Genomic DNA, 25640 nt, shown 5'->3' with positions numbered 1-25640 from the left:
TCTTTTAGTTAAAATTCATTCGACATTTCTTCGGCACGTTTGACCGCAGCCTGCATCGCTTGGCTTACCAATTTTTCTAAGCCACCCTGCATAAAAGTTTGCAGTGCTTGAGCGGTAGTACCGCCTTTGGATGTCACATTCTCACGCAACGTGGAAAGTTCAACATCTGGATTCTTGACCACCATTTTGGCTGCACCAAACATAGCTTGTTGCACCATTAAACGCGCCTGAGTGTGACTGAAGCCCATTTTTTCAGCTTCTGCTTGCATCGCCTCTAAAAACAAAAAGAAGTAGGCAGGAGCGCTGCCTGCGGCCGCAATCACGCCATCGATTTGTGCTTCTTCGTCTACCCAAACAACTTCGCCAACAGCTGCCATTAAATCACCGCAGAGATCGCGTTCTGTTTCACTAACGTTGCTGTTGGCAATCAGACCAGTAAGGCCAGCTCCCACTGCACTAGGCGTGTTTGGCATTGCACGCACCCACTTTGACGCTGCCGGTAACATTTCGCTCAGTCGCTGTAACTTAATCCCCGCAGCAATTGACATGAAAACCTTATCGTCAGTAATTTGTGCAGTATCTAAAGCGCCAAGCACGTCGGCCATCAGTTGTGGTTTAACTGACATAACAATAACATCTGCGTAGGCAACAACGGCATCGTTGTCAGTGGTGATGTTGATGCCAAATTCATCTTGTAGGTTCATCAATTTCTCAGTCGACCGGTTACTAGCGGTAATCGCGCTAGGTGAATATCCTGACTCGATCAATCCTGCGATAATACTGCGGCTCATGTTGCCCGCGCCGATAAATCCTACGTGTTTAGTTTGCATGCTACTCCCAAAATATTGTTGCCTTGACTTGATTAATCTCTGCGCCCAAAAACTGCCGTGCCTATTCTTACCATAGTGGAACCGCACTCAATCGCAATTTCCGCATCATTACTCATTCCTATAGATAATGTATCTATGGTTGAATATTGCTGTTTCAAGTGGGTGAACAATTCATTCATGCGGCTGAAACTGGCCTTTTGCATTGCTACGTCGCTAGAATTGCTCGGGATTGCCATTAATCCACGTAACTCGATATTTGGTAATTTTGTAAGTTCCTTGGCGAAATCCTCAACCTCGTCTGGTGCCACTCCTGATTTTGTTTCCTCGTTATCAATATTGACTTGAATGCAGATATTTAAGGGGCTGCGGTCCGTTGGTCGTTGCGCCGATAAACGCCGTGCGATCTTTAATCGATCAACACTTTGTACCCACGCAAAGTGTTCAGCCACGGCTTTAGTTTTGTTGGACTGTAACGGCCCAATAAAATGCCACTCAATATCGCTGTACGCGCTCATTTCGATAATTTTATCGACGCCTTCCTGGACGTAATTCTCCCCGAACAAACGTTGCCCTGCAGCATACGCTTGTTGTAAATCTGATACGGGTTTAGTTTTGCTAACTGCTAGTAATTTAACTGATTTTGCTGGACGATGGGCAACTTCAGTTGCGTGCGCAATCATCTTGTAGGCGCTTTCCAGTCGATCTGCTATTGTTTGCATAGCGTGTTTAGTTTTCTCGGAGACACAGACCTTGGATATTACCGAACTTTTAGCCTTTAGTGTGCAAAACAACGCATCGGATTTACATTTAAGCGCAGGATTACCGCCTATCATTCGTGTGGATGGTGAGATGCGGCGTTTAAACGTTCCAGCATTGGATCATAAACAAGTACATGCGCTGATTTATGAGATCATGAATGATATGCAACGTAAGGAGTATGAAGAAAATCTTGAAACCGATTTTTCTTTTGAAGTTAAAGATTTATCGCGCTTCAGGGTTAATGCGTTCGTGCAGAATCGTGGTGCGGCGGCGGTCTTACGGACAATCCCCAGCAAAGTGTTAACTTTAGATGATCTTGGGGCGCCGGCCATATTCAAAGATATAATCAATCAGCCCACGGGGATAGTTTTGGTTACTGGAGCGACGGGTAGTGGTAAAAGTACCACCTTGGCCGCGATGATAGACCACATCAATACGCATAAGCGTGAGCATATTCTAACCATCGAAGATCCCATCGAATTTGTGCACGAAAACAAACTTTGTGTCATTAACCAACGTGAGGTCCACCGTGATACGCATAGCTTTAACAATGCACTTCGTAGTGCATTGCGTGAAGATCCAGACGTTATTCTGGTGGGTGAGTTGCGGGATTTGGAAACTATTCGCTTGGCGATTTCTGCAGCGGAAACCGGGCATTTAGTCTTTGGTACGCTACACACTAACTCAGCTCCAAAGACCATCGACCGGATCATTGATGTGTTTCCAGCTGAAGAAAAGGCCATGGTGCGTTCTATGCTTTCAGAATCATTGCGCGCGGTCATTTCTCAAACCTTGCTGAAAAAAGTGGGGGGAGGACGAATTGCAGCGCATGAAATAATGATTGGTATACCTGCTATCCGTAACCTCATCCGTGAAGATAAGGTGCCACAGATGTACTCTGTCATTCAAACCGGGCAGGCGCATGGTATGCAAACGATGGATCAGTGTTTGCAAAAACTCGTTGGCATGGGGGTTATCACTCCGCAGGACGCGGCAGGTAAATCTATCGATAAACAACCTAAACCAGGATTCTAGGCCATGCATTCACTCGATGATTATTTAGAACAGATGGTAGGCGAGTCCGCATCGGATGTCTTCATTACTGTTGGCTACCCGGTAAGTGCTAAAATCAACGGCCAGTTAACCCCTTTAGGGGATGATGCACTTTCGGCCGACGATGCCTTGGACTTAGTGCACCAGGCAATGTCAGATAAGCAACGCGACGAGTTTGAAACCAGCAAGGAATGTAACTTTGCTATCGCTCGCGAGGGAATTGGACGTTTTCGTTGTAGCGCATTTTGGCAGCGCGATTTGGCCGGAATGGTTATTCGACGCATCGTAACTCAAATTCCACAAGCCGATGATTTGGGGCTACCGCCAGTGTTAAAAGACATTATTATGGCGAAGCGCGGATTGGTGCTGTTTGTTGGGGGAACGGGTACCGGTAAATCAACCTCGCTAGCGGCCTTAATTGGTCATCGCAACGCGAATTCTAAAGGCCATATTTTAACCATCGAAGATCCGATCGAGTTTGTACACGAACATAACAAGTGTGTAGTGACGCAACGCGAAGTCGGTATTGACACTCTGTCTTTTGACGATGCATTGAAGTCATCTTTACGTCAAGCACCTGATGTTATTCTGATTGGTGAGATCCGCTCAATGGAGACCATGGAATATGCTATGTCGTTTGCAGATACCGGCCACTTATGTGTGGCAACTCTGCACGCAAACAATGCCAATCAAGCGATTGAGCGGATCATGCACCTCGCACCTAAAGACTTACATGAAAAGCTACGCTTTGATTTAAGTTTGAATATCCGCGCGATTGTGGCGCAGCAATTGGTTCCAACTATTGACGGTAAAGGTCGGGTAGCAGCGATAGAAATATTATTGAATTCGCCCTTAATCACGGATTTGATCCAAAAAAATAATATCGGTTCGCTGAAAGAGGCAATGCAAAAGGGGAAAGAAGCGGGCATGCAAACCTTTGATATGGCGCTATATGATCATTATAAAGCCGGACGGATTTCGTTGGATCAGGCGCTCCATCATGCGGATTCTCCGAATGACCTGCGCTTAATGATTAAGTTGGATACCAATGAAGGCTCAGGACTAGGTTCATTGTCGAATGTATCGATCGATATGGATTAGATAAGTTGCTGATCTATCGCGATTATGACCGCTTTTTGGTGTTTAGGATCAAGTCATTGCTAGAGGAGCACGGGATCCCGTGCTTCCTCAAAAACGAGTTCATTGCTGGTGCCATAGGCGAGGTATCACCATTGGATGCACAGCCCGAAGTTTGGCTTACGGATCCTGAATGGGCACCCAAAGCTTATGCGCTTATCGATGCTTTTCAGCACGATTGCGCAAACAAGAATAATGGCCAAGATTGGGTTTGTTTAAATTGTGGCGAAGCCAATAGTGCGAGCTTTGAGGTTTGCTGGCAGTGCCAACATTGTCGCTAGGCGTAAACAGTCAGTAATTTTCGAAATAGCTTTGCAGGATCAAACAGGCTGATACGCTATCAATTTTCCCTTTATCGAGCTTTTTAAATCCCCCCATGGCAAAGAGCTCAGCTTTGGCATCGACTGTCGTCAAGCGCTCGTCCCACAGCTCTACTTTTAAATTAAAACGTCCCTTTAAGCGATTAGCAAAGGTGCGAGCACGTTCAGTTATGGATTGTTCTGTGCCGTCCATATTCAGGGGAAGGCCAACGATGCATGCATTTGGTTGCCATTCCGCGATGAGTTGTTCAACTTTACGCCAGTCTGGAATACCATCGGTCGCTTTTAATGCATGTAGTGGTGAAGCAGTGGCAGTGATGCTTTGCCCTACTGCCACACCAATACTTTTGATGCCATAGTCAAAACTTAACAGCGTTCCTTGCATGCTACGCGTGCCCGGCGTTGGGTGCCAGTTGCCAGATATCAACCCCTAGCTTATTTACTGCAGCCTGCCATTTTTTATGGATAGGTACATCAAACAATATGTCACGGTCGGCTGCGACAATTAACCAACTATTTTCTTGGATCTCTTGCTCTAACTGGCCGGCCGTCCAACCTGCATACCCCAAGGTAACTAATGACTTTTCTGGTCCCTGGCTGGTAGCGATGGCAGGCAAGATGTCTTTTGATGTGGTCACCATGATTTCAGATGTTAATGCCAAGCTTGAAGACCAACCCTCTTGAGTCGTGTGTAAAATAAAGCCTCGGTCTTGGGAAACCGGACCGCCGGCCAAAACGATCTTCTCTGCGTGGGCATCGTCCACCACTACCGAGTCATCAATCTGTTCAAGTAATGCCTTCAAATTCATATTCGTCGGTTGATTGATCACCAGCCCCATCGCACCTTGCTCATTATGCTCGCAAATGTAGGTAAGTGACCGCGAAAAGTAACGGTCCTCCAAGCTCGGCATGGCGATTAAAAAGTGGTTCTCAAAGGTGACCTGGTCTGACATATCTTATTGATTGATCCTTAGTTCTATAGCGTCAAATAACTTGCCACAGATGTTGATATTGTAAGCGGCTTCAAGTTCACGTACACAAGTCGGACTGGTTACATTAATTTCTGTGATTTTATCACCAATCACGTCTAAGCCGACAAAGAGTAAACCTTTTTCTACCAAAGTAGGTGCGATGGCCTCTGCTAGTTGCCGATCACTCGCGCTGATTGGCTGAGGTCTGCCGGTGCCCCCAGCAGCCAGATTTCCACGGGTCTCATTACCACTGGGTAAACGTGCTAAACAATAAGGTATCACTTCGCCAGCGACAATTAACACACGTTTGTCACCTTCCTTAATGGCGGGCAGATAGCGTTGGAACATGGCATATTGCTGGCCGTTTTTGGTTAAGGTTTCCGCTATCACACCTAAATTGGTGCCATCTTCAGTGACGCGAAAAATAGACACTCCGCCCATACCATCAAGTGGTTTGCAAATAATATCTCGATGCTGTTCATGAAACGCTTTAATTTTTGCTTTCTGGGCAGTCACCAATGTGGGGGGGGTGTGTTCAGCAAACCAAGTAGTGAAAAGTTTTTCGTTGAAGTCACGTAAACTTTGCGGTTTGTTAACAACTAAACAGCCTTGCCTTTCCGCCAACTCTAACATGTGGGTTGCATAAATGAACTCAGCATCTACCGGGGGATCTTTGCGCATTAAAATGACATCAAAATGCGACAATGATGTTTCTGCACGTTCACTCAGCGTAAACCATTGCTTAGGGTCCTCTTGTACCGTTAATTCACGGCAACTGGCATAGGGGTGGCCATCATCAATATAAAGGTCTGCCATTTCAATATAGTGCAGCGAGTAACCACGTGCTTGCGCTTCCAACAGCATGGCAAAACTGCTGTCTTTCTTAATGTTGATGGCATCAATGGGGTCCATGACTATGGCTAATTTAATGCTCATGAGGATCCTTGCATTCGAGATTTATAATTAAAGTGGCGGTGAGAAAATTTTTTTCAAGCTACGCGTAAAGTATTAGTCACTTTCGGTATTATTGACAGGGATCCGTAATCGAAACAAAGTACCTTTACCCAACACCGATTCACAATCCAACGTACCTTTGAGTACATCCACTGCTAAGTTGTAGCAAATGTGCATGCCTAAGCCAGTGCCACCATTGTTGCGGGCATTGGTGAAAAATGGTTTATAAATGTTTGCTACCGTGTGCTCAGACATGCCTTTACCATTGTCACGATAGTCCAATAATAGGTGCGCATTTTGGTCATGACTATTGTCAATTCGCCCCCGGATGGTAATCCTCCCCCGTTGGCCAGGTTCAAAAGCGTGGATGGCTGAATTCATAATCAAGTTGATCAGAATTTGCCCAAGTGCACCGGGGTTTGTTTGAATTTCTAACGCGGGGTTTACATCCAAACAAAATAAATGCCCAAAACGTTTCAAGCGCGGTTTTAAAGACAAGAGTATTTCATCAATATAATCAATGACATTGATGCTACGAGGTTCTTGTGAGTGTTGGTCGGTCGAAAGCTGTTTAAAGGTCGTTATCAATTGACTGGTACGAGCTAAGTTACGCTCGATAATCTCAGAGGCTTCACCACATTCTAAATAAAACGCTTCAAGGTCAGAGCGTTTCAAAGCATTTTGTTCAAAAAGCGTCTTCGACTTTTGTTGCATCGCTCGCAAGTAGGTTGCCGCGGTAATCGCTACCCCAATTGGGGTATTAATCTCATGGGTTAAGCTCGACATCATAGTGCCAAGCGCTGCCATGTTTTCCATCTCCAGTAATTGCATGCGCACTTCATTGCGCTGATCGAGCGCTTTACTAAGCAGCACATTGGCTTCACTTAACTCCTTCGTTCGTTCTGCGACGCGCAGCTCCAATTCATTATGTGATTTTTTTAATGCTGAAATCATGCGCGAGCGTTCAATGATAACGCTCAAAATTTTCGCTTCATAATCAAGCGCATAGATATCATCTTCACTTGGCTCCCGTCTCTCGCTAGGGTATAGCGCGAGGGAGCCATAGACCTCACCCTCTGGAGAAATTAGCGGAGTTGACCAACAAGCTTTTAGTCGCGCTTGTTTGGCTATCGCTGCCACAGGTTGCCAGTCTTTGCTGGTTTGCACGTTGGCGACATATACAGGTTTCTTATGGAACACCGCAGCGCCGCAACAGCCACTATTGGCACCAACCGGGAAATTCGCAAAGGCTTTAACTAAGTCAGATGAAAAACTAGGCGCAACCAGCGGAGAAAGGGTTATTTTATCTTCATTAAGCAGCATAATAATACAGCGCGCGCCTGGGTGCGCTTCTTCAATACCCTGCAACATGGTGTGAGCGACGGTTTTTAAAGGCGCACCACTAATCAATTGGTCGAGCGCTTTGGCTCTCCCGATTTCGACTGCGCTCCTGTTTTTTAACTGTGTGATTTGCTCCGTGCTGACACTTTCTTCAGGCTTTTTGGACATTCAAGTTACTGCGTAATACCTTCGCGTTAATACAATCAAACATAACATTGGAACGGTAAACTCAATTTTGAGGTGTGTCAAAATTTTGTCAGATAATTCGGGATACCATCAAAAATCACCGAAGTTTGATTGCAGTATGGATATAGCAGCAACTGCCGCCGTTTCAGTACGCAAAATGCGAGGCCCCATCGTTAACGCTTGATAGCCATTTTGAACGGCGGTGTAGACTTCTTGTTCAGATAAACCGCCCTCTGGGCCGACCAAAATGCGGAAACCTCGGCAATTACCTTCGAGCTGCTGGATACGCTGGTGCGCCGAAGGATCAAATAAAATGCGAGTCTGATCAGAAGATGTTTTTAACCAATCAGGTAGGTGGATAGGGTTATTTAATACCGGTAGGGTATTCCGGCCAGATTGCTCACACGCAGCTTGAATGATTTTCGCCCATTGGGAAAGTTTTTTATCCCATCGTTCTGCGCTTAACTTGACCGCACATCGTTCAGTTATTACGGGAGTAATATGGGTGACCCCGAGTTCGGTTGCTTTTTGCAACACCCACTCCATTCTATCGCCTTTGCTAACCGCTTGACCTAGATGGAGAACCAGCGGCGATTGTGGGTCAATCGCCAACTTCGCATCGATGTAAACCTCAGCCTGCCGCTTACTAATACTGCTGACAACGCCGCTATATTCGTTGCCATCTCCGTTGAATAGGACTACCGGTGTTTGTGGCAAAAGCCGAAGTACGTTAGCCATGTAGTGCGCAGTCTCTGCGGGCATGATGACCGCAGTGTCGACAGCTAAATCGCTAGCAACAAAAAAACGGGAAATTCGCATAGTGGATAAGAGATGTTTATTTATATGCGGGAAGAATACCACGCCGACAATGTTCAGCACACGGTCAAAAATAAAAAGGCGCTTGCGCGCCAAAGTATTTAGTTGAGTTTTAGCTTAAGCTGACCGCTTGGGTCTCTTTGCTGCTGATTCTGCGAGCCTGTTTTGTGGCGCCGTTTGGAGTTAATACATGTCCGGTGGCACGCGCGTCTGGCGTGTTATCTCCGGTATCTCTCATTAAAGCGTATATAAATAGTAGGCAAACTGCAGTAAACAAAATAGATAGTAATAACATTTTCAATTCCTTTAAAAATATTAATTCAAATTCGCCACCTGATCCTCTGAGCAGGTTTATAGCGTGCTGGAAATATAGTCAATTTCTCAGAAAAATCCAGTTTATTTGCTAAAAAAATTTGGCTAAAAGTCTTTAAGTAAAAGGTGTCTGCGATTGGTGACAGCTTTTTAACAGTTTCACTACAACCACTCTTCAACTTCTTAACAATAGGTTCAAAGCCGAAAGGAAAGAAGAGAAAAATTCGGCAAAACAATGAGTTGTTTTTTTCATTGTCAAATGTGCCTAAATGTTGCTATTTTTTCTTCTGGTTAAATAGTTAACCCAATCAGAAGGAATTTATACATGTACTCTGCTGAAGAAATTGAAAACTTGGTTAATACCTATGTGATCCCGTGGGGCATTAACATTGTTTTCGCCATCCTTATCTATATTGTCGGTAAGATTGTCGTTGGCATATTGATGTCACTGTTTAGCAAGGTGATGGCAAAGTCAAAATACGATGAAATGCTAGTTGCATTCTTAGCCTCAATTATCAACGCAGTACTGATGTTGTTTGTCATTGTTGCAGCACTTGATCAGTTGGGTGTGGATACAACATCACTGGTTGCTATTTTAGGTGCCGCTGGTTTAGCTATCGGTTTATCGCTCCAAGGTTCACTGCAAAACTTTGCTGCCGGCGTCATGCTGTTGGTATTTAAGCCGTTTAAGTCGGGTGATTTTGTTGAAGCGGGTGGCACAATGGGCACGGTGAAGTCGATCGGTATATTTACCACGATCATGACCACGCCAGACAACAAAGAAATTATCGTTCCTAATGGCGCCATTTATGGCGGCAACATTACTAATTTCTCAGCCAAAGAAACGCGTCGTGTAGATATGGTTTTTGGTATTGGTTACGGCGATGATTTGCTTAAGGCCAAGCAAGTGCTTGAAGCCATGGTCAAAGAAGATGAACGCATTCTTGCAGAGCCTGCGGCTCAAGTTGCCGTTTCAGAACTGGGCGATAGTAGTGTAAATTTTGTAGTTCGTCCTTGGGTTAAAAGCGGCGACTACTGGGGTGTAAAGTTTGACTTCACAGAAGCTGTGAAACTGCGCTTCGATAAAGAAGGAATTTCAATCCCATTTCCACAAATGGATGTGCACGTTCACAAAGAAGACTAACTTACCTTTGGGCAGCACAAAAGAGGGCCGCAACTTGCGGCCTTTTTTATTGCTAATGTGCTCCTAACTCCGACATTTAGGTTTTTGCGTTTGTTGTTGTGCAATCGATTGTGCCTCAGGCAGCAATGCTGTTAATGCTGCAATGCGGGTTTGTGGTGCTGGGTGAGTAGATAACAATTCGGGTTGGCGCTGCCCCCCGCTGGCCGCTTCCATGTTTTCCCACAACTTGATAGCTTCCTGCGGTGCAAAACCAGCTTGAGCCATGAGGGTAAGTCCAATTTCATCGGCCTCAGATTCATGAGTACGACTAAATGGTAATTGCACACCAACTTGTACGCCCAGACCAATTGCCGCCATGATAGGACCTGAATTAGCAACTTCGTTAGCGGCCATGATTTGTCCTACTGCCTGTGAGCCGATAGAAATGATTGTGCTTTGCGACATCCGCTCATTACCATGCTGGGCGATAACATGGCCAACCTCATGACCAATTACTGCGGCTAGTTGATGCTGATTTTCGGCCACTTGCAATAGTCCCGTATAAACCCCAATTTTACCGCCGGGTAAGGCAAAAGCATTCACTTGTGGATCATCAAACACAACGATTTCCCATTGCCCGGAAAATACTTCCGGACTCACTTGGGCAATAATTGGACGAGCGACGCATTGCACATACTCGTTTTCAACTGCTTTATTGGAAATCTGGATTGAATCCTTCATTCCGTTAAATGCCTGCGCGCCCATTTCAGATAATTGACTATCGGAGTAAAGCAGCACTTGATTTCTGCCGGTTGGAGACGTCGCACAGCCCAATAGAGTGAGTAAAGCAGTGGTATAAACAAATTTTTTAAGCATATGTAGCTCATCGATTCAGCGATAGGATGAATGATATCTTGCGTCATTTGAACGTCGAGAAGCAAGTTAAAATAATCCTATCGTTAAGGGTCTATTCAGCTTTGTGGATTCACTATTAGATTTTAGGTTGAGAGTATTTTGGCATGCAAAAAACTATGTATGGATTACTTGTAGTGCTTACCTTTTGGGCACTTGGAGGATGTGCAGCCCACGCACACCGACACCCGCAACCCATAACTGAATTTTACGCTTGGGTAGATGCAGTTGAACCTGTCCATTTGGAATCCTCAATGGGACCGAATATAGCTGATGGCATGATGCATGGTGCTATTTCAGGTGCGCATATTGATGGAGCTCACGCACTAAGGGGAGCGATTTGGGGCGGTGTTTTGTTTGGTCTTATCACTGCAGTTGTCGAGGGCTCTCGACGCGGATACGAATATGAACTTGCAGACTTAAATGGAGACTCGGTTATCGTAGTCACTGATTCCAATGCCGCATTTATGGGTGATTGCGTATTTGTGCGCATTACACATGCTGTTGAACTTTATCCCGTTGCTGCAGAGCGTTGTGCTGGCAACTTCATGCAATTGTAATAATAACCGTCTACCTTTGACTTCCGCTTAAAAGAATAAATGGTGTGGACTTAGTCCACAGTATTTAGCATGATAAGCAATAATAAACTATTGTGTGGCAATAACGACAAAAAAAGGAAGGCAAATGGCGGCTCGACAAGTATTCAAGTACGGACTTCTGGCGTTTTTTGTGTCAGCGACGTTAGCAGGATGTGGCTTAGACGGTGACGACGGATTACAAGGTGAACAAGGCTTACAAGGGCCACAAGGCGATCCCGGACAAGATGGTGCGCCTGGGCAAGATGGTCAGGACGGACAAGACGGTCAGGATGGCTCAGATGCATCTTTAGGTATTACGCTGTCGATTGTTGGCCGCGCAAGTTTGGGTGCTAGTGGAGCTGCTGAAATTGTGCAATACCATCAAGAGACGCAGCGCATATACGCAACGAATAGCTCAGCTGGAACGATTGCGATTATCAATGCCAGTGGTTTAACGTCAGATGCACTTTCAGACCCGATTAATCTGGTCAATTTGTCAGCGACGTCGATTACTCTACCGACTGAATTTGAGGGTACTGCTTTAGGCGGTGTTAATAGTATTGCAGTCTCTGGTGATTTGCTTGCCGTCGCAGTTTCCGGGGCAACTCAAGCCGATAACGGCATGGTCTTGTTTTACAATGGTCTTAACGATAATGCGCCAGCGTTGCTAGATGGTGTTGCTGTTGGCAACCTACCTGATATGGTCAAGTTCACTCCTGACGGCGGCAAAGTGATTGTTGCCAATGAAGGTGAGCCAAATGGAGATTATAGCAATGATCCTGAAGGCAGTATTTCAGTCATTGATATACTCGCGAACAACGAGCCTGAAGAAACCGCCGAAACGGTAGACTTTACTCAGTTTAATGGCCAGCAAGCAGACTTGGAAGCACAGGGTATGGTTTTTCCAAATCCTTCAGGTCGCACGATTAATGGCAACTTGATCGATATTACGGTTGCACAGGACCTGGAGCCTGAAGCCATCGAGGCAACCAATGACCTCGTTTACGTGACTTTGCAAGAAAACAATGGCGTCGCCATCGTCGATTTAGAAGACTTATCTGTAGAGCTTGTTGGGTTGGGCTTCAAAGATTGGTCAGAATTGAATTTTGACGGTAATGAAGATGGTGCAGTGAGCTTCGGTAAATACGATGGTCTGTATGGTGTCTACATGCCGGATACGATTGCCAGTTATGAGTGGAAAGGAGCAACTTTCCTAGTAACGGCAAACGAGGGTGATGCACGCGAATACTTCTTCCCTGCAGCCGATCAGGCCGCTTGTACCGCCGCTGGCGGAATTGATTTTGATGCTGATGATGGTTGCTTATCCTATACCGATGAAGTGAAAATCGAAGATATTGCAGCTGAGCCAGGCTCAAAACTTGAATCATTGAAAATGATGGGCAGCATAGACGGTCTGCGCGTAAGTGCTGAGATTGGTGATGCTGATGGCGATGGTGAATATGATATGGCGTATACCTATGGTGGCCGTTCATTTACTGTTTGGGATCAAAATGGGTTAGTGGTATTCGATTCTGGTGACGATTTCGAACGTATCACTGCTTCAGTCCATGGCGCTCAGTTCAACAATGATAATGATGTTAACGAAAGTGACTCGCGCTCTGAAAACAAAGGGCCTGAGCCTGAAGCACTGACAGTTGGCATGATTGGCAACCGTGTCTACGCCTTTATCGGACTTGAGCGTATGGGCGGGATCATGGTGTATGACGTGACTAATCCATACGATGTGAAATTTGCCGAATATGTTATCAATCGTGATCTTACCGAAGGCCTTGGTGTAGCTGATGTAATTGGTGACCTTGCGCCGGAAAGCCTTGTATTCGTGGCAGCTGAAGATAGCGCTACGGGTAACCCTCTACTAATCAGTGGTAACGAAGTTAGTGGTACCGTAAGTGTTTGGGAAATTACCCAAAACTAAATGTTACAAAAAATCAAAAAGGCGCCGCTTGAGGCGCCTTTTTTGTTTCATGACAATCAAGCGTTGTCAGGGTATTCTAGTATTAATAGACAGAGTTAATGTCATCCAAATACACAGAGAACACTTATGACAGACGCGGTAGTTATTAGCGGAGTTGGAGTCTGGACTCCTCCGCACACCATAAGCAATGAAGAGCTAGTCGCAAGCTACAACGACTTCGCTGACAAATACAATGCCGAGAATGCTGCAGCGATTGCTGCCGGTACACTCGAGGCTAAACCTCACAGCAGTGCAGAATTTATTGAAAAAGCATCTGGCATAAAGAGTCGTTATATCTATTGCAAGGATGGTGTGCTAGATATCAATCGGATGCGTCCTGCAATTGTCGAGCGTAGTGATGAAGAGTTGAGTCAACAAGCCGAAATTGCAGTCGCCGCAGCAAAAACTGCCATTCAATCTGCTGCTCTTAATCCTACAGATATCGATGCGGTTATTGTCAGTTGTGCCTATACACAGCGTTCTTATCCGGCCATTGCAATTGAAGTTCAAGATGCCTTGGGTATTACCGGATTCGGTTTTGATATGTTAGTCGCTTGTTCGGCTGCAACCTTCGGTTTGCATCGCGCCTACGAGATGGTAAAAGCAAACACTGCGAAGCGCGTGCTGGTGATCAATCCAGAATTAGTCTCGCCCCAAATAAACTACACCGATCGTGACAGTCACTTTATTTTTGGTGATGTGGCGACGGCAACTGTTGTCGAGCGCAGAGACACCGCGCGTGGTAAGCATGTATTTGAGATCTTGGGTACCAAAGCCCTGACCGCCTTTTCTAACAATATCAGGTCAAATTTTGGCTACATGACCCATGCGACAGACGCTGATCCATATGGACCGGATAAGTTGTTTCATCAAGAAGGGCGCAAAGTATTTAAAGAAGTTTGTCCATTAGCGGCTGAGCATCTAGAACAACACATTACTGCTTGCGGTCTTACTATCCCGCAAATCCGGCGTTGGTGGTTGCATCAAGCCAACATCAATATGAACACGCTTATCAGTAAAAAGCTACTGGGCCGCTTACCAGGTGCTGATGAAGCGCCAATTGTGTTGGACACATATGCTAATACGGCTTCAGCGGGTTCGGTCATTGCTTTTGCGCTCAATCATGAGGATTTAGTTAGAGATGATGTAGGCGTTTTGTGCTCGTTTGGCGCGGGATACTCAATTGGTAGTTTGGTAATCAAAAAACTGTGATAGCTGATATTGGATACAGCCTTGCCGGATTGGGGTATTTACTCCTGCTATTACTGTTACTCACTGTGCGTAAGGCAGGACTGGCAAAATACTTATTAATCTTATCGACTTTAGTGACTGTGCTGTGGGCGGGCGCACACCTTACTTTGATTGGCGGTGATTTCACGCTAGACCGTTTGCTCTACATTGATAGTGGTAAGCAATGGGTCTGGTTGCTGTTCTTGTCAGCGTTTTTACGCAACGACTTTACCTCACTGTGGGGCGTGCTCTCGCGACCGGTAACCTGGGCTATTCTCGCGGTTCCGACGGCTGCTATCGTACTACCCGAATTTGGGCTTCTCTCAACGCCGTGGCGCTTCCTCCTGCAAACGATTATTGCGCTTGAGGTCTTAGTGTTGTTGGAACAAGTTTACCGTCAGGCTGGCGAGCATCGCTGGGCATTTAAGCCCCTCGTGTTATATCTTGGCGTGATTAATTTGTTTGAATTTGTCACCTATGCCAATGCAACAATGGTTGCTCAGGTGGAGCCACTGTACGTAGCCGCACGAGGATATATTTATTTATTACTAGCGCCACTACTCATTATCGCGATTCGCCGCATCAAGCATTGGGGCGTCGATATTTTCATCTCCAGAGAAGTCGTTCTACATAGTTCGCTGCTATTAGTGGCTGGTGGTTATTTATTGATCATGGCAACCATTGGTTATGCGGTGAAATATATCGGCGGTCAATGGGGCGCCACAATTCAAGTAGTATTCATTGCGTTATCGCTAACCCTGTTAGCAACGGTATTTTTATCGCAAAGTTTTCGCACTAAGGTAAAAGTCTTCATTACCAAAAACTTTTTTGCGAATCAGTTTGATTACCGCCAAGAGTGGGTCAAATTAACCACTGCATTAACGGCGCAAAGCGACCACATAACGGATGTCTATGAAAATGCCTTACATGGTTATCTTGGGGCCTTACAGTACAAGCAAGGCGCTTTATTCAAGCTGCAGCAAGGTAACTTGCAGGATGTTGCAAAGACGGATGCCTTTGCGGACTTACCGGAAACGGTGGGTAACAAGCTTATCGCATTTTTTAACTCAACAAGTTGGCTGTTTGATAGTGAGGAATACAAGGTCAAACCTTACGTTTATGAAGGTTTGAAGCTTGAATCACTCGAAATGCAGGCATTGGATAAAATTATTGTAGTGCCTCTATTCGAGCATGAGGGGTTGTGGGGAATTGTTGTATTGAAAGGAAGTCAAGAAGCACAAGTTCGATTAAATTGGGAGTTGCGCGACTACTTGAATGCCGTAACCGCGCAAATTAGTAATTTTATTTTTCATAATGAAGCTGCTAATCAAATTGCCGAAAATGCTCAGTTCGCTGCGTTCTCGAGAATGTCAGCCTTTGTAGTGCATGACTTAAAGAATGTGTTAGCCCAAATTGATTTGATTCTATGTAATGCGCAACAACATAAGCATAATCCAGAGTTTATAGACGATACTTTTGAGACCTTGCAACATACTAAGTCGCGTATGGATAAGATGCTTTCGCAATTAACTGACAAGCAAAGTGCACCGCAAGCGAAGCAAGGTAGCTTCAAACTATCTGCCATTATTACTACGGTAATTGAACAACGTTGCGCAACGCTAAAACCCAGCCCTGAGTTGAAAGTAGGCTCAGAAACCGATGTCGTTGTGGACGCTGAAAAGTTTGCTAATGTTATGTACCACTTGCTCAATAACGCGCAACAGGCGACTGCCGATAATGGCTGGGTCTTGGTGACATTGGAGTACAACGATGGGAATGCACAGCAGCTAGTGACGATAAGTGATAACGGTGAAGGAATGACTGCAGAGTTTATCCGCAATCGCTTATATAAACCCTTTGACACGACGAAGGGGAATGCTGGCATGGGCATTGGTGCGTATGATGCACGTAGCTACCTTGAATCGATCGGTGGTAGTATCGAAGTAGAAAGCGAAGTAGGTAAAGGCACGACCTTTACTTTAGTAATCCCAACCAATTAATTTGCCGGATATAAGGGAAGCGAAACGCAATGACAAAAGTGTTAGTGGTAGATGACGACTTAGGAATACAGAAACAACTAAAATGGAGTTTGACTGACTTTGAGCTTGTCTACGCCGAAGATAGAAGTTCTGCGATAGCCCAGCTGCGTCGTCATGAGCCGGCAGTGGTCACTTTAGATCTCGGATTGCCACCAGACCCTACCAATGCATCCGAAGGACTTTTAGCCTTGTCAGAGATCCTCTCCCTGGCACCGCATACCAAAGTAATTGTAGTAACTGGCAATAACGATAAAGCCAACGCATTAAAGGCCATAGAACTAGGAGCCTACGATTTTTATCAAAAGCCGATTGACTCAGATACGATGAAAATCATTATCAATCGGGCATTAAACTTGGCACAACTGGAGCATGAAAATCGGATTTTAGTGCGCACCAACCCTTCAATGGGCAAGATAATTGGTAATAGCCCAAGCATACAAGCCGCGAGTCGACGAGCCGAGAAGATAGCGCAAACTGATATAAGTGCGTTATTGCTGGGAGAAAGTGGTACCGGTAAAGAAGTATTCGCGCGCAGTATTCATGAACACAGTCAACGCAGCGAAAAGGCTTTTGTCGCTATTAACTGTGCTTCAATTCCAGAAAATTTACTGGAAAGTGAATTATTTGGTTATGAAAAGGGAGCGTTTACCGGTGCCAATAAAACGACCCTAGGAAAAATCGAAATGGCGCAGGGCGGTACGTTGTTTCTAGATGAAATCGGCGACATGCCAATTGGTCTACAGGCTAAAATGCTCCGATTTCTACAAGAGCGTGTAATAGAACGTGTCGGTGGCCGTACTGAAATACCGGTCGACATTCGAGTGGTTTGCGCAACCCATCGAAATCTGCAACAAATGGTGGCTGAGGAAGCTTTCCGCGAAGATTTATTTTATCGCGTAGGGGAAATCATTATAGAAATCCCGCCGCTTAAAGAGCGAGAGCAAGATGTTATCTTACTTGCTAAAACATTTCTAACCCAATACTGCAGTGACTTCAACGCTAAGGTTAAAGGATTCAGTGAATGCGCCATCAACGCCATGCTGGCACATCCATGGCCGGGTAATATCCGGGAATTGCAGAACAAGCTCAAATCCGCAGTTATATTGGCGGAAGGGCAGTTGGTGACAGCCGAAGACCTTGGGTTACGGTCGGCCGAAGCGCCAGCAGTAAAAGAAATTTTAAATTTGCGTGAAGTGAGAGAAAACGCAGAAAGCGAGGCGATCCGCCGAGCTTATTTAAGAGCAGATAAGAATATGTCGAAAACAGCTGAATTGTTAGGTGTAACCCGACCAACGTTATATTCATTGATCGACAAATATCACCTTGAAGATTTGAAAACGGGTGTATAGCTAATCAGTTGGAGTATCTGCGATTATTTCTTGCCACTTGATTGAGGATAAATGATTAAGCGACGTTTGTACTTCCAAAGCGCCCAAAGCTAATGCCTTTTCTTGGGGACTGAGTGGCTCCTGGCTATTTTCAGTCGCTTGGGTAATCCCAATCCAACAGTTTTTACCAGAGCGCTTAGCAGAATATAAACAATGGTCTGCTAAGCCAAAACATTGCTCCCATGAAAGTCTTTCGGGTTGCTCAATGTCTAACGGAAAAGCGGTAAAGCCGATCGAGCAGGAAACGTGGAATTTTTTCTCATTACTCCCTCTAAATGGAGTATCTGCAATTGTTGCACGTAAACGTTCGGCGAGCATGGCGGCATCTAAGCGCGGTGTATTCCGGCAAATAACTAAAAATTCTTCTCCTCCCCAGCGGACTTGTAAGTCTGAGTGGCGAAAAACATTGGCGATAATTTTACCAAACTGAATCAGAACTCGATCGCCCGTTACATGACCATAAGTGTCGTTAATTGCTTTAAAGTCGTCAATGTCGAGCAAAAAACACAGTAGATCATTGTGCAGCGAAGGTGGTTGATTGCTCTCTTTAGCCGAACGATGACTAAATAGACTGCGATTGACCTCTGCCGGCAGGTTAGCGTCTAGAAAATGGCGATTATAACAACCCGTTAATGAGTCACGTAAACTCATATGTTCCAATGTGCGATAGGCCTGCTGCAATTCCTCGTTTTTCTTTTCGAGTTCTTGTGTTCGGCGTTTAACGATCCCTGTGAGTTGTTCATTGCGTAGCTTTTGCGCATGGCGACTGAAAAATAGAAATGCGAGCAATAAAAACACGATTAGGCTGGCGAGTATAAGCACATTGCGTGCATTTCGCTGTTCTGCCAGATTTAATTCCGAGGCCTTGTTTTTGCGCAGTAATGCAATGTCTTGTTCCTGCCTAACATACTCAACTTCGGCCTGCAGCGCCGTTAACGCGTTGTCTCGCCGCTGTTGTAAAATAAGAGCTTCAATTTGCTTTTGGCGCTTTAATGCTGCATACGCTAGCGCAAACTCACCTGTTTTTTCATAGATTTCTACACGTACGGATTCAAATTCGGCTTGCCTTGGGAGTTCTTTCCGCTGAGTGGCTTCTTCTAATCCTATTTCAGCTTGCTCGAGTGCCGTTGGATAATTGCTAAGTTGTAAATGGACCTGCGCAAGGATTAGTCGTACTTTTGTCTTGAGCGCTAAAAAGCCGTGTGCTTCTGCATGGGTTAGCGCCTCGTTCAACAGCGCCATTCCGTCAGCTATTTTATTTTGACCGATTAATGCTTGCCCAAGACCGGCTCTGGACTCGGCAAGCGTTAACGAATGTTCCATTTTGGCTAACCAATTAATAGCTCGGTTAAACGACGCTTCGGCGGCGGCAAAATTACCACTTTCGATGTGGATAAATCCTAACTTTGATTGAATTCTTGCTACTTGGGTTTGGTTGTTAAGCTCTATTGCTAGTGTCAGTGCATCGTTAAAATACGCTTCAGCTTGCTCCAGCTGAGCCAATTCACGATGGATCTCTGCGATGTTGAACAACGTAACGGTTAACTCTTGTCTTTGCCCTTTTTCGCGTTGCAACTCTAGCGCTTTGGTTAAGGCTTCCAAGGCCCGCTCATACTGGCCCATTTTCTCGAGAGTCGCTGCGATACTATTATACAGCGTTACGGTTTGTTCAGTATTGCCAAAAACTTCGTGGGTGCTAAGGGCACTATTGTAGAGATTTAATGCGTTTGAATGTAATGATTGTTGACTGAGATTGTTACCAAGGTCAGCTTGGACTAGGGCGACTAACTGGATTTTTTCGCGTGCACGGAATTCATTCAAGACTTGGGTTAACGTGCGCTGGGCAAAGTCGTATTGCCCCCGTCGCATTGCGATCAGGGCGATAATGCGTTTGGCGGCCGCCGCGTCGAGGGTTTCTGGTTGGGCATTTTCCAGTAATGCTAGCGCAACGGCCTGAGACTCCTCTAGCGCGCCTTGGCGATATAAACTGAGTGCGCTGGAATAGGCGAGATAGCCATTTTTTGACATTACGTTTTGTAATTCAATTTCGGTTTGTGCGTAACTTTGCGAACAGCATAAGAACACACAAATGATGGCGACAACACGCCACTTTAACCGTGTGACCAAAGGCATCAAAAAGGGAGTGTAATGACTCCTGTAAGTAGCACCTGAACTATCGACCAAAAGAATTTCCCTATTATGGACATTGTTCAATATATGTTCAAAGTATAGTGGTTTAGCAGCAAAATAAAGGTATTTACGCAGAAAAATCGCAACAATTTTGAATTCCGCGTCACATCACTACAGTGCAATTTACGCACTGGCCAGATCATCAATTCGTGGGCGCCAATCGTTTTTGCTAATTGCACGTGCGACGAGCTCTTCAGCAATCGCGCGGATTTCGGTAGCGGCTTTCCCCTTCGTGTCACTTTCCAGCACTGACCCTCCTTCCACTGCCGAATCATCATAAACATTGCGACTGTACGTCACAGAGTTAAGCACCTGAATTTCAAAACCTCGACAATGTTCTTTGGCTGCATTAATACGCGCAGACATGCTTGTAATGGTAGAGCATTGAGTCAGTACAAATGCGGCATTGACTTTTGGGTTTACCATGCGACAGGTAGCAACAACATCCTCCATTATGCTTATGCTGTGCATGTCTCTGCGTTTCGGTTTTAGTGGTAGCAGAACATGCTGGGCAACCGCAATAGACGAACGCAACGCTAAATTATCGTGGCTACTGCAATCGACAATCACCACATCGTAATGATGCGCCAAGTTGAGCAATTCATTGCGTATTTTGCCATTCAGTGAAATGCATTTGATCGGCACGAGGTTGGTGTTTCTGTTTCTATCAATACACCAACTGCTAGTGGATTTATTGGTTTCGCAGTCTACTAGAACCACTGACTTCTGTTGTTCAACGGCAAAGTACACTGCCATATTTTGTGCAATACGACTCTTTCCCGTACCACCTTTTTCGCCACCAATAACCATAATCATGGGTTTTGCCTCTCATGCAAAGCTGTTCCGATTTAGGAACAACAACTTCTGCTTGTAGTCAAAAGATAACGTTGAGTAGGTGTTGCCGCAATCGAAGCTCGGCATGAGAAATGATATAAAAGCATGCGATTTGATACCCATGCAGTGTGTTCCGATTGCGTTGATAGGATTAATTGATTATGCAAATACTACACATACCACTATGCTTAGTTCTCGACATTGCAGCAAGGAAAAAACATGAGTAATCCAAATTTTGAAAATAAGGAAGGGCAACGCATTCCGCAGGTCACGTTTCCGCTTCGTGAGGGCGACGCTTGGGTAAAAAAGTCGACTGACGAATTATTCGCCAATAAGACCGTCATTGTATTTTCATTGCCGGGAGCATTTACGCCAACTTGTTCGTCGACCCATTTACCACGATACAATGAGTTAGCGTCAGTGTTTAAGGCAAATGGAGTAGATGACATTATTTGTATGTCGGTCAATGATACGTTTGTTATGAACGCATGGGCCGCACAGCAAGAAGCCAATAACATTACCCTTATCGCCGATGGCAATGGTGAGTTTACCGATAAAATGGGCATGCTCGTTGACAAAGCCGATTTAGGCTTTGGTAAGCGTAGTTGGCGATACTCTATGCTGGTTAAAGATGGTGTTATTGAAAAGATGTTTATTGAACCTGATTTACCTGGTGACCCATTTGAAGTCTCGGATGCCGATACGATGCTGACTTACTTGGCTCCCAATGCTGAAGTTAGCGAGCCGGTTTCAATCATCACTAAACCGGGCTGCCCTTATTGTGCCAAGGCGAAAGCGATGTTGCAGGACAAGGGCTTTGACTATGAGGAAATTGTGTTGGGTCAAGCCGCAAGTTTCACTAGCTTGAAAGCTATCAGTGGGCGAGATACTGTTCCGCAGGTGTTTATCGGTGGAAAACACATTGGCGGTAGCGATGACTTAGAGGCATTTTTTAATTGAGCAGTAGATGTTGGCTCAGCGTAGCAGCGCTGAGCCTGTTAGTTAGTCACTATTCACAGGCGAGTGATTTTGCCACCGCTGTCGACGCATTTAAGCAGTATTATCAAACTCACTTAGGGCATCCACAACGCTGCATGCAGCAAGACCTTAATACAACGCGAGTCTGTTCTCTGGTGCTGCGCAATGAAGGTAACGCGCCTTACATACTTCACCATCAAAGAACCACCGATGCCGTTATCGTGCTATTTCATGGACTCAGTGATTCGCCATTTTATTTTCGTTCGGTAGCGGCTGCGCTGCACCAACAAGGTTATAATGTTGTCGTTGCTTTGTTACCGGGTCATGGCCTACGAGATGCTGATGCAGACATGCAAGACCCAGAACTCGAGACAAGGTGGCGCGATAGCGTGGCAGAAATTATTAACTTAAGTCGTGGCCTCGGGCGCCTGCATTTCGTTGGTGGTTTTTCTGCAGGCGGTGCTCTTGCCACCGAATATGTGCTAAACAACCCAAATACGGTTACCGGATTGCTGCTATTCTCAGCTGCATTGGCACTATCTAACAATGCAGAACAAATGAGCCGCATTGTGGGCATGCAAACAATTGCGAAATGGATCGATGGGGATTACGTGTCACATGGCATGAATCCATACAAATATCCAGACGTTAGTCTATTTGCTGCATTTGAATTGATGCAAGTGATCCGTCAAATCCGATCTCAGTTGGCACTGGCCAATCCAAGCATACCGACCTTTGCAGCGCATTCAGCTGCGGATGTAACTACGCCGTTGCATGGCGTAGAGAATTTCCTAGCGGTTAATCTAGCCGCCAACACAACCTTTATCGTTGACGAACGTTATGAACTTTGTCACGGTGACTTACTTTTAGATAATGCTCAAGTTCAAGCGATGGCGGTAACAGCACCACTTGATGAAGTTGTTGATTTTTGTTTTGTACCTGAGCCGAATCCGTTGCATAAACATATGTTGGCAATGCTGACTCATTTCATCCAACAACAAATAAAGTTAAATCCTGCGGAGTAGTTGTGAAAGTATTTTTTTGGTTAAGCGGTGCAGCCTATGTGTTTCTTTATTTCTGGGCTGCCTATATATACGAAGGCTTCGATATGTGGCTGGCAATAGCATTGTTTGTAGCCACGCTGGCGATGGTCTATTGGCAGCGCAAGCGTTCACAAAGGCGTCAAAGCTTGCTCATGGATACTGCCCCAGTTAATCAATCTGTGGAGCCGAACCAAACACCGCAACCATTATCGTTATGGTCTTCGCCATTGCCATACATGCTGATATTGGTCACGGTGATCCTGGTAAGCTTGATGTTCTAATTCATGTGAATTGGGCTATGAGCTATGCTGCGCGGCATAGTCTTCAACTTGTTGCCAAACCCGCAATAGATTACCACCAAGGATTTGTCGAATTTGCGCTTCACTGTAGTCGCGGGCAAGTAGTCCTGCGACTAAATTAGGAAAAGTGGAGACGTCTTTCAAACCCTCGGGTAACGAGTCGCCAACCCCGTCATAGTCAGAACCAATGCCCACATAGTCAATGCCAACTGTGGCTACAACGTGATCAATATGGTCAAGGACCATATCCAAATTGGAAAAAGGATAAGGGTTTTGTTCGCGATATTGCTCATTAAACTCGGTTACTTGTTGGCTATCTTCACCAAACTCATCGATCAGGGCCTGACGGCGTTCGCCTAATTTATCGCGCCATTGTCGCGCCATAGGACTAATAAACCCGGAGCCAAAGTTGATCATGATGACGCCGCCGTTTTGCGCAAGCGCTTTGAGCATTTCATCATCCATGTTGCGTTCAAAACCAGGCGTGAATTTACGCAAACTTGAGTGCGAGGCGATAACCGGTACTTGGCTAATTTCCAAAGCTTGGTAGAACGCTGCATCTGAAACATGTGAGATATCAATCATAATCCCAAGCGCATTCATTTCTTTGACTAGCTCCTTACCAAATGGACTAAGCCCTTTCCATTGGCGACGTAAGTCGTAGGAAGAGTCACTGATATGATTACTTTGCGAGTGCGCCAGCGTTATGTAGCGTATGCCACGCTGATAAAATGTTTTCAAGTTTGCTAGGTCGCCCTGAATAGGCGAGCCGTTTTCCATCCCCATGGGGAGCGATATAAGCCCTTGTTTGAAATGGTCGTGCACGTCTGCAACGCTGGTAGCAATGGCAAACTTGTTAGGCGCACGAGCCACAATGGCCTCTACCGAGTCAATTAATTCGTGGGCAAGCTGAGTTGAACGTGGGCTATTATCCAATGATGCAGGTACATAAATTGACATAAAGGGAGCGTTCAATCCCCCTTGTTTCGCGCGCGGGTAATCGAAATCACCGCCCACAGTTGCTTGGGTTACATCAACCCACTGCTCTTTTACGCGATACGGCACATCGATATGACCATCGACAATAATACTCGTTTGGGCGATTCGGTTAGCAGTCTTGGCGAGATCATCGTCGTTTGCTTGTACCACTGACATTGAAAGTGTAACCGCACTGGCCAGGGCTATTGCTTTGCAGAACATGGAGTTGCTTCCTTGATGGAGTCTGTTTCGTAAAGCGATACCCTAGCCTAGACAGATAAATCTCGCAATCCCTGTCGACAACAGGACTGAGATCTAACATACTACGCAGCGAAAATTTAACCGGTCAGTTTTATTGTGCAGTAAAACCCAGACCGACTCTTTGTGGTTCTCCATTATCCTTCTTCATGCATAGACAAATTGATGGTGTGGTCCACCCTAAACTAATGAGACTGAGATTAAATCCATGGCAGTAAATTATATTCCTCTAGATAAAACAAAACATAAAGATCTAAAAGTTAACGCGCACAAAGACTTTGAGTTTGCGAAAAACAGTCACTTGGCAGCAGCAACGATTCGTGAGTTTGCTCAATTGGCCGGTTCAATGCCAATTGTTTTTATTCAAGATCCACAATCAGGTAATTACCACGTAGTTGCTATGTTGGGGACAGAGCAAAACCAAAATTTCTATGTGAAAGATGGCGCGTGGCAGGGACCTCACGTACCTATGAACATCCAGCGTTACCCTTTTGATGTGCGTCCAGATGGCGATAAGTTAGGCGTTTTCTTTGATGAAAACAGTGAGTTATTGAATAAAGAAGGTGGCGAAGCTGTATTCACCGAAGCGGGTGAACCATCAGAGTTCCTCAATAAGCGTCAACAATTCTTGTCTGATTTGGCTAACAGCGAGCTATTAACACAAAAATTTGTCAAGCAAGTTGTCGAGCTTGGTTTATTAGAGTCAATTGAGATCGGTTTAACCTATGCGAATGGTCAAAAGCGCAACGTGACTGGCATGATGTCAATCAATGAAAAGAAACTGCGTGAACTTAACGATGATGTGGTTATGGAAATGCATAAAAATGGTTTCCTAGGTGCTATTTACGCAACGATGATCTCGTTGGGCCAACTTAACCGCTTGATTGAACTGTCAAATAATACTGATGCTCCTATCGCGAGCTTACAGATTCGTGCGGTACAGCCAGAAGCTGAGCAAGCAAACGCTTAAGATCCTTTTACTGACCAACCGCACTTTTCAAAAAAATAAACGCCAAGCCTTGCTTGGCGTTTTTTTTAATCTTATCAGCGACTTCACAAAAATTAGCGTTTTGCGCGCGATTTATCAGCACGAAAATTACGGTTTTATCCCGAATTTAGCTTGACAGTGGGGCCAT

At 45.3% G+C, this 25640-nt stretch carries 24 protein-coding genes; 13 read left to right on the top strand and 11 right to left on the bottom strand.

The genetic code is table 11. The features are described 5' to 3' along the window. Nucleotides 1-8 precede the first annotated feature (8 nt). Nucleotides 9-863: a pyrroline-5-carboxylate reductase gene (gene proC / locus CSH92_RS05575; RefSeq protein ID WP_276307858.1), complete on the bottom strand. Its 855-nt coding sequence runs from the start codon at nucleotides 861-863 to the stop codon at nucleotides 9-11. Next, on the bottom strand, nucleotides 863-1549 hold the full coding sequence (locus CSH92_RS05570; protein WP_100656621.1) for a YggS family pyridoxal phosphate-dependent enzyme: 687 nt from the start codon (nucleotides 1547-1549) through the stop codon (nucleotides 863-865). Before CSH92_RS05570 ends, proC begins: the two co-directional genes overlap by 1 nt. A gap of 31 nt (nucleotides 1550-1580) precedes the next feature. On the opposite strand from CSH92_RS05570, the gene CSH92_RS05565 reads away from it, so the two are divergent. Genes CSH92_RS05565 through CSH92_RS05555 form a run of 3 tightly spaced genes read left to right on the top strand, consistent with a single transcriptional unit; the run spans nucleotide 1581 to nucleotide 4060 of the window. Then, a complete protein-coding gene (locus CSH92_RS05565) occupies nucleotides 1581-2624 on the top strand; it encodes a type IV pilus twitching motility protein PilT (RefSeq protein WP_100656620.1) in 1044 nt (347 codons plus the stop codon). A 3-nt stretch (nucleotides 2625-2627) separates the two neighbouring features. Next, complete coding sequence (locus tag CSH92_RS05560; RefSeq protein WP_100656619.1) at nucleotides 2628-3743, top strand: PilT/PilU family type 4a pilus ATPase; 1116 nt, start codon at nucleotides 2628-2630, stop codon at nucleotides 3741-3743. A 5-nt stretch (nucleotides 3744-3748) separates the two neighbouring features. Next, on the top strand, nucleotides 3749-4060 hold the full coding sequence (locus CSH92_RS05555) for a putative signal transducing protein (protein ID WP_100656618.1): 312 nt from the start codon (nucleotides 3749-3751) through the stop codon (nucleotides 4058-4060). 10 nt (nucleotides 4061-4070) lie between these two features. Here CSH92_RS05555 and ruvX read toward each other — a convergent pair whose 3' ends face one another. The 5 genes from ruvX to CSH92_RS05530 form a co-directional block, all read right to left on the bottom strand. After that, the gene (gene ruvX / locus CSH92_RS05550) at nucleotides 4071-4484 is read right to left on the bottom strand and encodes a Holliday junction resolvase RuvX (protein ID WP_100656617.1); all 414 of its coding nucleotides are present in this window, start codon (nucleotides 4482-4484) and stop codon (nucleotides 4071-4073) included. Between the two features lies 1 nt (nucleotide 4485). After that, complete coding sequence (locus CSH92_RS05545; RefSeq protein WP_100656616.1) at nucleotides 4486-5052, bottom strand: YqgE/AlgH family protein; 567 nt, start codon at nucleotides 5050-5052, stop codon at nucleotides 4486-4488. A gap of 3 nt (nucleotides 5053-5055) precedes the next feature. Then, nucleotides 5056-6006: a glutathione synthase gene (gene gshB / locus CSH92_RS05540; protein WP_100656615.1), complete on the bottom strand. Its 951-nt coding sequence runs from the start codon at nucleotides 6004-6006 to the stop codon at nucleotides 5056-5058. 72 nt (nucleotides 6007-6078) lie between these two features. Continuing rightward, entirely contained in the window at nucleotides 6079-7533 is a 1455-nt protein-coding gene (locus tag CSH92_RS05535) for a sensor histidine kinase (protein WP_100656614.1), read from the bottom strand. A 108-nt stretch (nucleotides 7534-7641) separates the two neighbouring features. After that, nucleotides 7642-8370: a 16S rRNA (uracil(1498)-N(3))-methyltransferase gene (locus CSH92_RS05530; RefSeq protein ID WP_100656735.1), complete on the bottom strand. Its 729-nt coding sequence runs from the start codon at nucleotides 8368-8370 to the stop codon at nucleotides 7642-7644. A 634-nt stretch (nucleotides 8371-9004) separates the two neighbouring features. On the opposite strand from CSH92_RS05530, the gene CSH92_RS05520 reads away from it, so the two are divergent. Beyond that, complete coding sequence (locus CSH92_RS05520) at nucleotides 9005-9823, top strand: mechanosensitive ion channel family protein (RefSeq protein ID WP_100656612.1); 819 nt, start codon at nucleotides 9005-9007, stop codon at nucleotides 9821-9823. 63 nt (nucleotides 9824-9886) lie between these two features. Here the strand turns inward: CSH92_RS05520 and CSH92_RS05515 are convergent, their stop codons facing one another. Next, a complete protein-coding gene (locus tag CSH92_RS05515; RefSeq protein WP_100656611.1) occupies nucleotides 9887-10678 on the bottom strand; it encodes a M48 family metallopeptidase in 792 nt (263 codons plus the stop codon). A 143-nt stretch (nucleotides 10679-10821) separates the two neighbouring features. Here CSH92_RS05515 and CSH92_RS05510 point away from each other — a divergent pair, with 143 nt between their 5' ends. The 5 genes from CSH92_RS05510 to prsR all read left to right on the top strand — a co-directional run bounded on the left by CSH92_RS05510 (nucleotide 10822) and on the right by prsR (nucleotide 17885). Beyond that, complete coding sequence (locus CSH92_RS05510; RefSeq protein ID WP_124916924.1) at nucleotides 10822-11274, top strand: hypothetical protein; 453 nt, start codon at nucleotides 10822-10824, stop codon at nucleotides 11272-11274. Nucleotides 11275-11398: 124 nt separating this feature from the next. After that, nucleotides 11399-13228, top strand: coding sequence for a choice-of-anchor I family protein (locus tag CSH92_RS05505; RefSeq protein ID WP_100656609.1), 1830 nt, complete (start codon nucleotides 11399-11401; stop codon nucleotides 13226-13228). 126 nt (nucleotides 13229-13354) lie between these two features. Then, on the top strand, nucleotides 13355-14479 hold the full coding sequence (locus CSH92_RS05500; protein WP_100656608.1) for a beta-ketoacyl-ACP synthase III: 1125 nt from the start codon (nucleotides 13355-13357) through the stop codon (nucleotides 14477-14479). Continuing rightward, nucleotides 14476-16497 (top strand): XrtA/PEP-CTERM system histidine kinase PrsK, encoded by a 2022-nt coding sequence (gene prsK, locus CSH92_RS05495; RefSeq protein WP_100656607.1) that lies wholly within the window; start codon nucleotides 14476-14478, stop codon nucleotides 16495-16497. The genes CSH92_RS05500 and prsK overlap by 4 nt, the downstream gene beginning before the upstream one ends. Before the next feature lie 29 nt (nucleotides 16498-16526). Beyond that, the gene (prsR, locus tag CSH92_RS05490; protein WP_100656606.1) at nucleotides 16527-17885 is read left to right on the top strand and encodes a PEP-CTERM-box response regulator transcription factor; all 1359 of its coding nucleotides are present in this window, start codon (nucleotides 16527-16529) and stop codon (nucleotides 17883-17885) included. On the opposite strand, the gene CSH92_RS05485 is transcribed toward prsR, so the two are convergent. Beyond that, complete coding sequence (locus CSH92_RS05485) at nucleotides 17886-20108, bottom strand: tetratricopeptide repeat-containing diguanylate cyclase (protein ID WP_124916923.1); 2223 nt, start codon at nucleotides 20106-20108, stop codon at nucleotides 17886-17888. 129 nt (nucleotides 20109-20237) lie between these two features. Continuing rightward, nucleotides 20238-20930 carry a nucleotide-binding protein gene (locus CSH92_RS05480; protein ID WP_100656604.1) on the bottom strand — a complete coding sequence of 231 codons (693 nt, stop codon included), beginning with the start codon at nucleotides 20928-20930 and terminating at the stop codon, nucleotides 20238-20240. 237 nt (nucleotides 20931-21167) lie between these two features. On the opposite strand from CSH92_RS05480, the gene CSH92_RS05475 reads away from it, so the two are divergent. From CSH92_RS05475 to CSH92_RS05465, 3 genes are read left to right on the top strand one after another with little or no spacing between them, the layout of a single operon-like run. Next, nucleotides 21168-21908 (top strand): glutathione peroxidase, encoded by a 741-nt coding sequence (locus CSH92_RS05475; RefSeq protein WP_100656603.1) that lies wholly within the window; start codon nucleotides 21168-21170, stop codon nucleotides 21906-21908. Continuing rightward, nucleotides 21905-22951, top strand: coding sequence for an alpha/beta hydrolase (locus CSH92_RS05470; protein ID WP_100656602.1), 1047 nt, complete (start codon nucleotides 21905-21907; stop codon nucleotides 22949-22951). The genes CSH92_RS05475 and CSH92_RS05470 overlap by 4 nt, the downstream gene beginning before the upstream one ends. Nucleotides 22952-22953: 2 nt before the next feature. Next, nucleotides 22954-23250: a hypothetical protein gene (locus tag CSH92_RS05465; protein ID WP_100656601.1), complete on the top strand. Its 297-nt coding sequence runs from the start codon at nucleotides 22954-22956 to the stop codon at nucleotides 23248-23250. 15 nt (nucleotides 23251-23265) lie between these two features. Here the strand turns inward: CSH92_RS05465 and CSH92_RS05460 are convergent, their stop codons facing one another. After that, a complete protein-coding gene (locus tag CSH92_RS05460) occupies nucleotides 23266-24468 on the bottom strand; it encodes a dipeptidase (protein ID WP_100656600.1) in 1203 nt (400 codons plus the stop codon). 244 nt (nucleotides 24469-24712) lie between these two features. Between CSH92_RS05460 and CSH92_RS05455 the strand changes: the two genes are divergently transcribed. Beyond that, nucleotides 24713-25474, top strand: a complete 762-nt coding sequence (locus CSH92_RS05455) for a SapC family protein (protein WP_100656599.1) — start codon at nucleotides 24713-24715, stop codon at nucleotides 25472-25474. The last annotated feature ends 166 nt before the right edge of the window (nucleotides 25475-25640 follow it).

The organism is Neoalteromonas flava (genome assembly GCF_002807685.1).
Taxonomy (GTDB): Bacteria; Pseudomonadota; Gammaproteobacteria; order Enterobacterales; family Alteromonadaceae; genus Alteromonas_E; species Alteromonas_E flava.
The sequence above is the reverse complement of the archived record's forward strand: the minus strand, read 5'-3'. Positions and strand labels throughout refer to the sequence as shown.

Bases quoted from the DNA above. Each gene is read 5' to 3' on its own strand.
- CSH92_RS05480 (WP_100656604.1), bottom strand. From the start codon at position 20,930: ATGATTATGGTTATTGGTGGCGAAAAAGGTGGTACGGGAAAGAGTCGT.
- CSH92_RS05505 (WP_100656609.1), top strand. From the start codon at position 11,399: ATGGCGGCTCGACAAGTATTCAAGTACGGACTTCTGGCGTTTTTTGTG.
- CSH92_RS05535 (WP_100656614.1), bottom strand. From the start codon at position 7,533: ATGTCCAAAAAGCCTGAAGAAAGTGTCAGCACGGAGCAAATCACACAG.
- prsR (WP_100656606.1), top strand. From the start codon at position 16,527: ATGACAAAAGTGTTAGTGGTAGATGACGACTTAGGAATACAGAAACAA.
- CSH92_RS05570 (WP_100656621.1), bottom strand. From the start codon at position 1,549: ATGCAAACAATAGCAGATCGACTGGAAAGCGCCTACAAGATGATTGCG.
- CSH92_RS05500 (WP_100656608.1), top strand. From the start codon at position 13,355: ATGACAGACGCGGTAGTTATTAGCGGAGTTGGAGTCTGGACTCCTCCG.
- CSH92_RS05560 (WP_100656619.1), top strand. From the start codon at position 2,628: ATGCATTCACTCGATGATTATTTAGAACAGATGGTAGGCGAGTCCGCA.
- ruvX (WP_100656617.1), bottom strand. From the start codon at position 4,484: ATGCAAGGAACGCTGTTAAGTTTTGACTATGGCATCAAAAGTATTGGT.
- gshB (WP_100656615.1), bottom strand. From the start codon at position 6,006: ATGAGCATTAAATTAGCCATAGTCATGGACCCCATTGATGCCATCAAC.
- CSH92_RS05475 (WP_100656603.1), top strand. From the start codon at position 21,168: ATGAGTAATCCAAATTTTGAAAATAAGGAAGGGCAACGCATTCCGCAG.
- CSH92_RS05510 (WP_124916924.1), top strand. From the start codon at position 10,822: ATGCAAAAAACTATGTATGGATTACTTGTAGTGCTTACCTTTTGGGCA.
- CSH92_RS05515 (WP_100656611.1), bottom strand. From the start codon at position 10,678: ATGCTTAAAAAATTTGTTTATACCACTGCTTTACTCACTCTATTGGGC.
- CSH92_RS05455 (WP_100656599.1), top strand. From the start codon at position 24,713: ATGGCAGTAAATTATATTCCTCTAGATAAAACAAAACATAAAGATCTA.
- CSH92_RS05545 (WP_100656616.1), bottom strand. From the start codon at position 5,052: ATGTCAGACCAGGTCACCTTTGAGAACCACTTTTTAATCGCCATGCCG.
- CSH92_RS05460 (WP_100656600.1), bottom strand. From the start codon at position 24,468: ATGTTCTGCAAAGCAATAGCCCTGGCCAGTGCGGTTACACTTTCAATG.
- CSH92_RS05520 (WP_100656612.1), top strand. From the start codon at position 9,005: ATGTACTCTGCTGAAGAAATTGAAAACTTGGTTAATACCTATGTGATC.
- CSH92_RS05530 (WP_100656735.1), bottom strand. From the start codon at position 8,370: ATGCGAATTTCCCGTTTTTTTGTTGCTAGCGATTTAGCTGTCGACACT.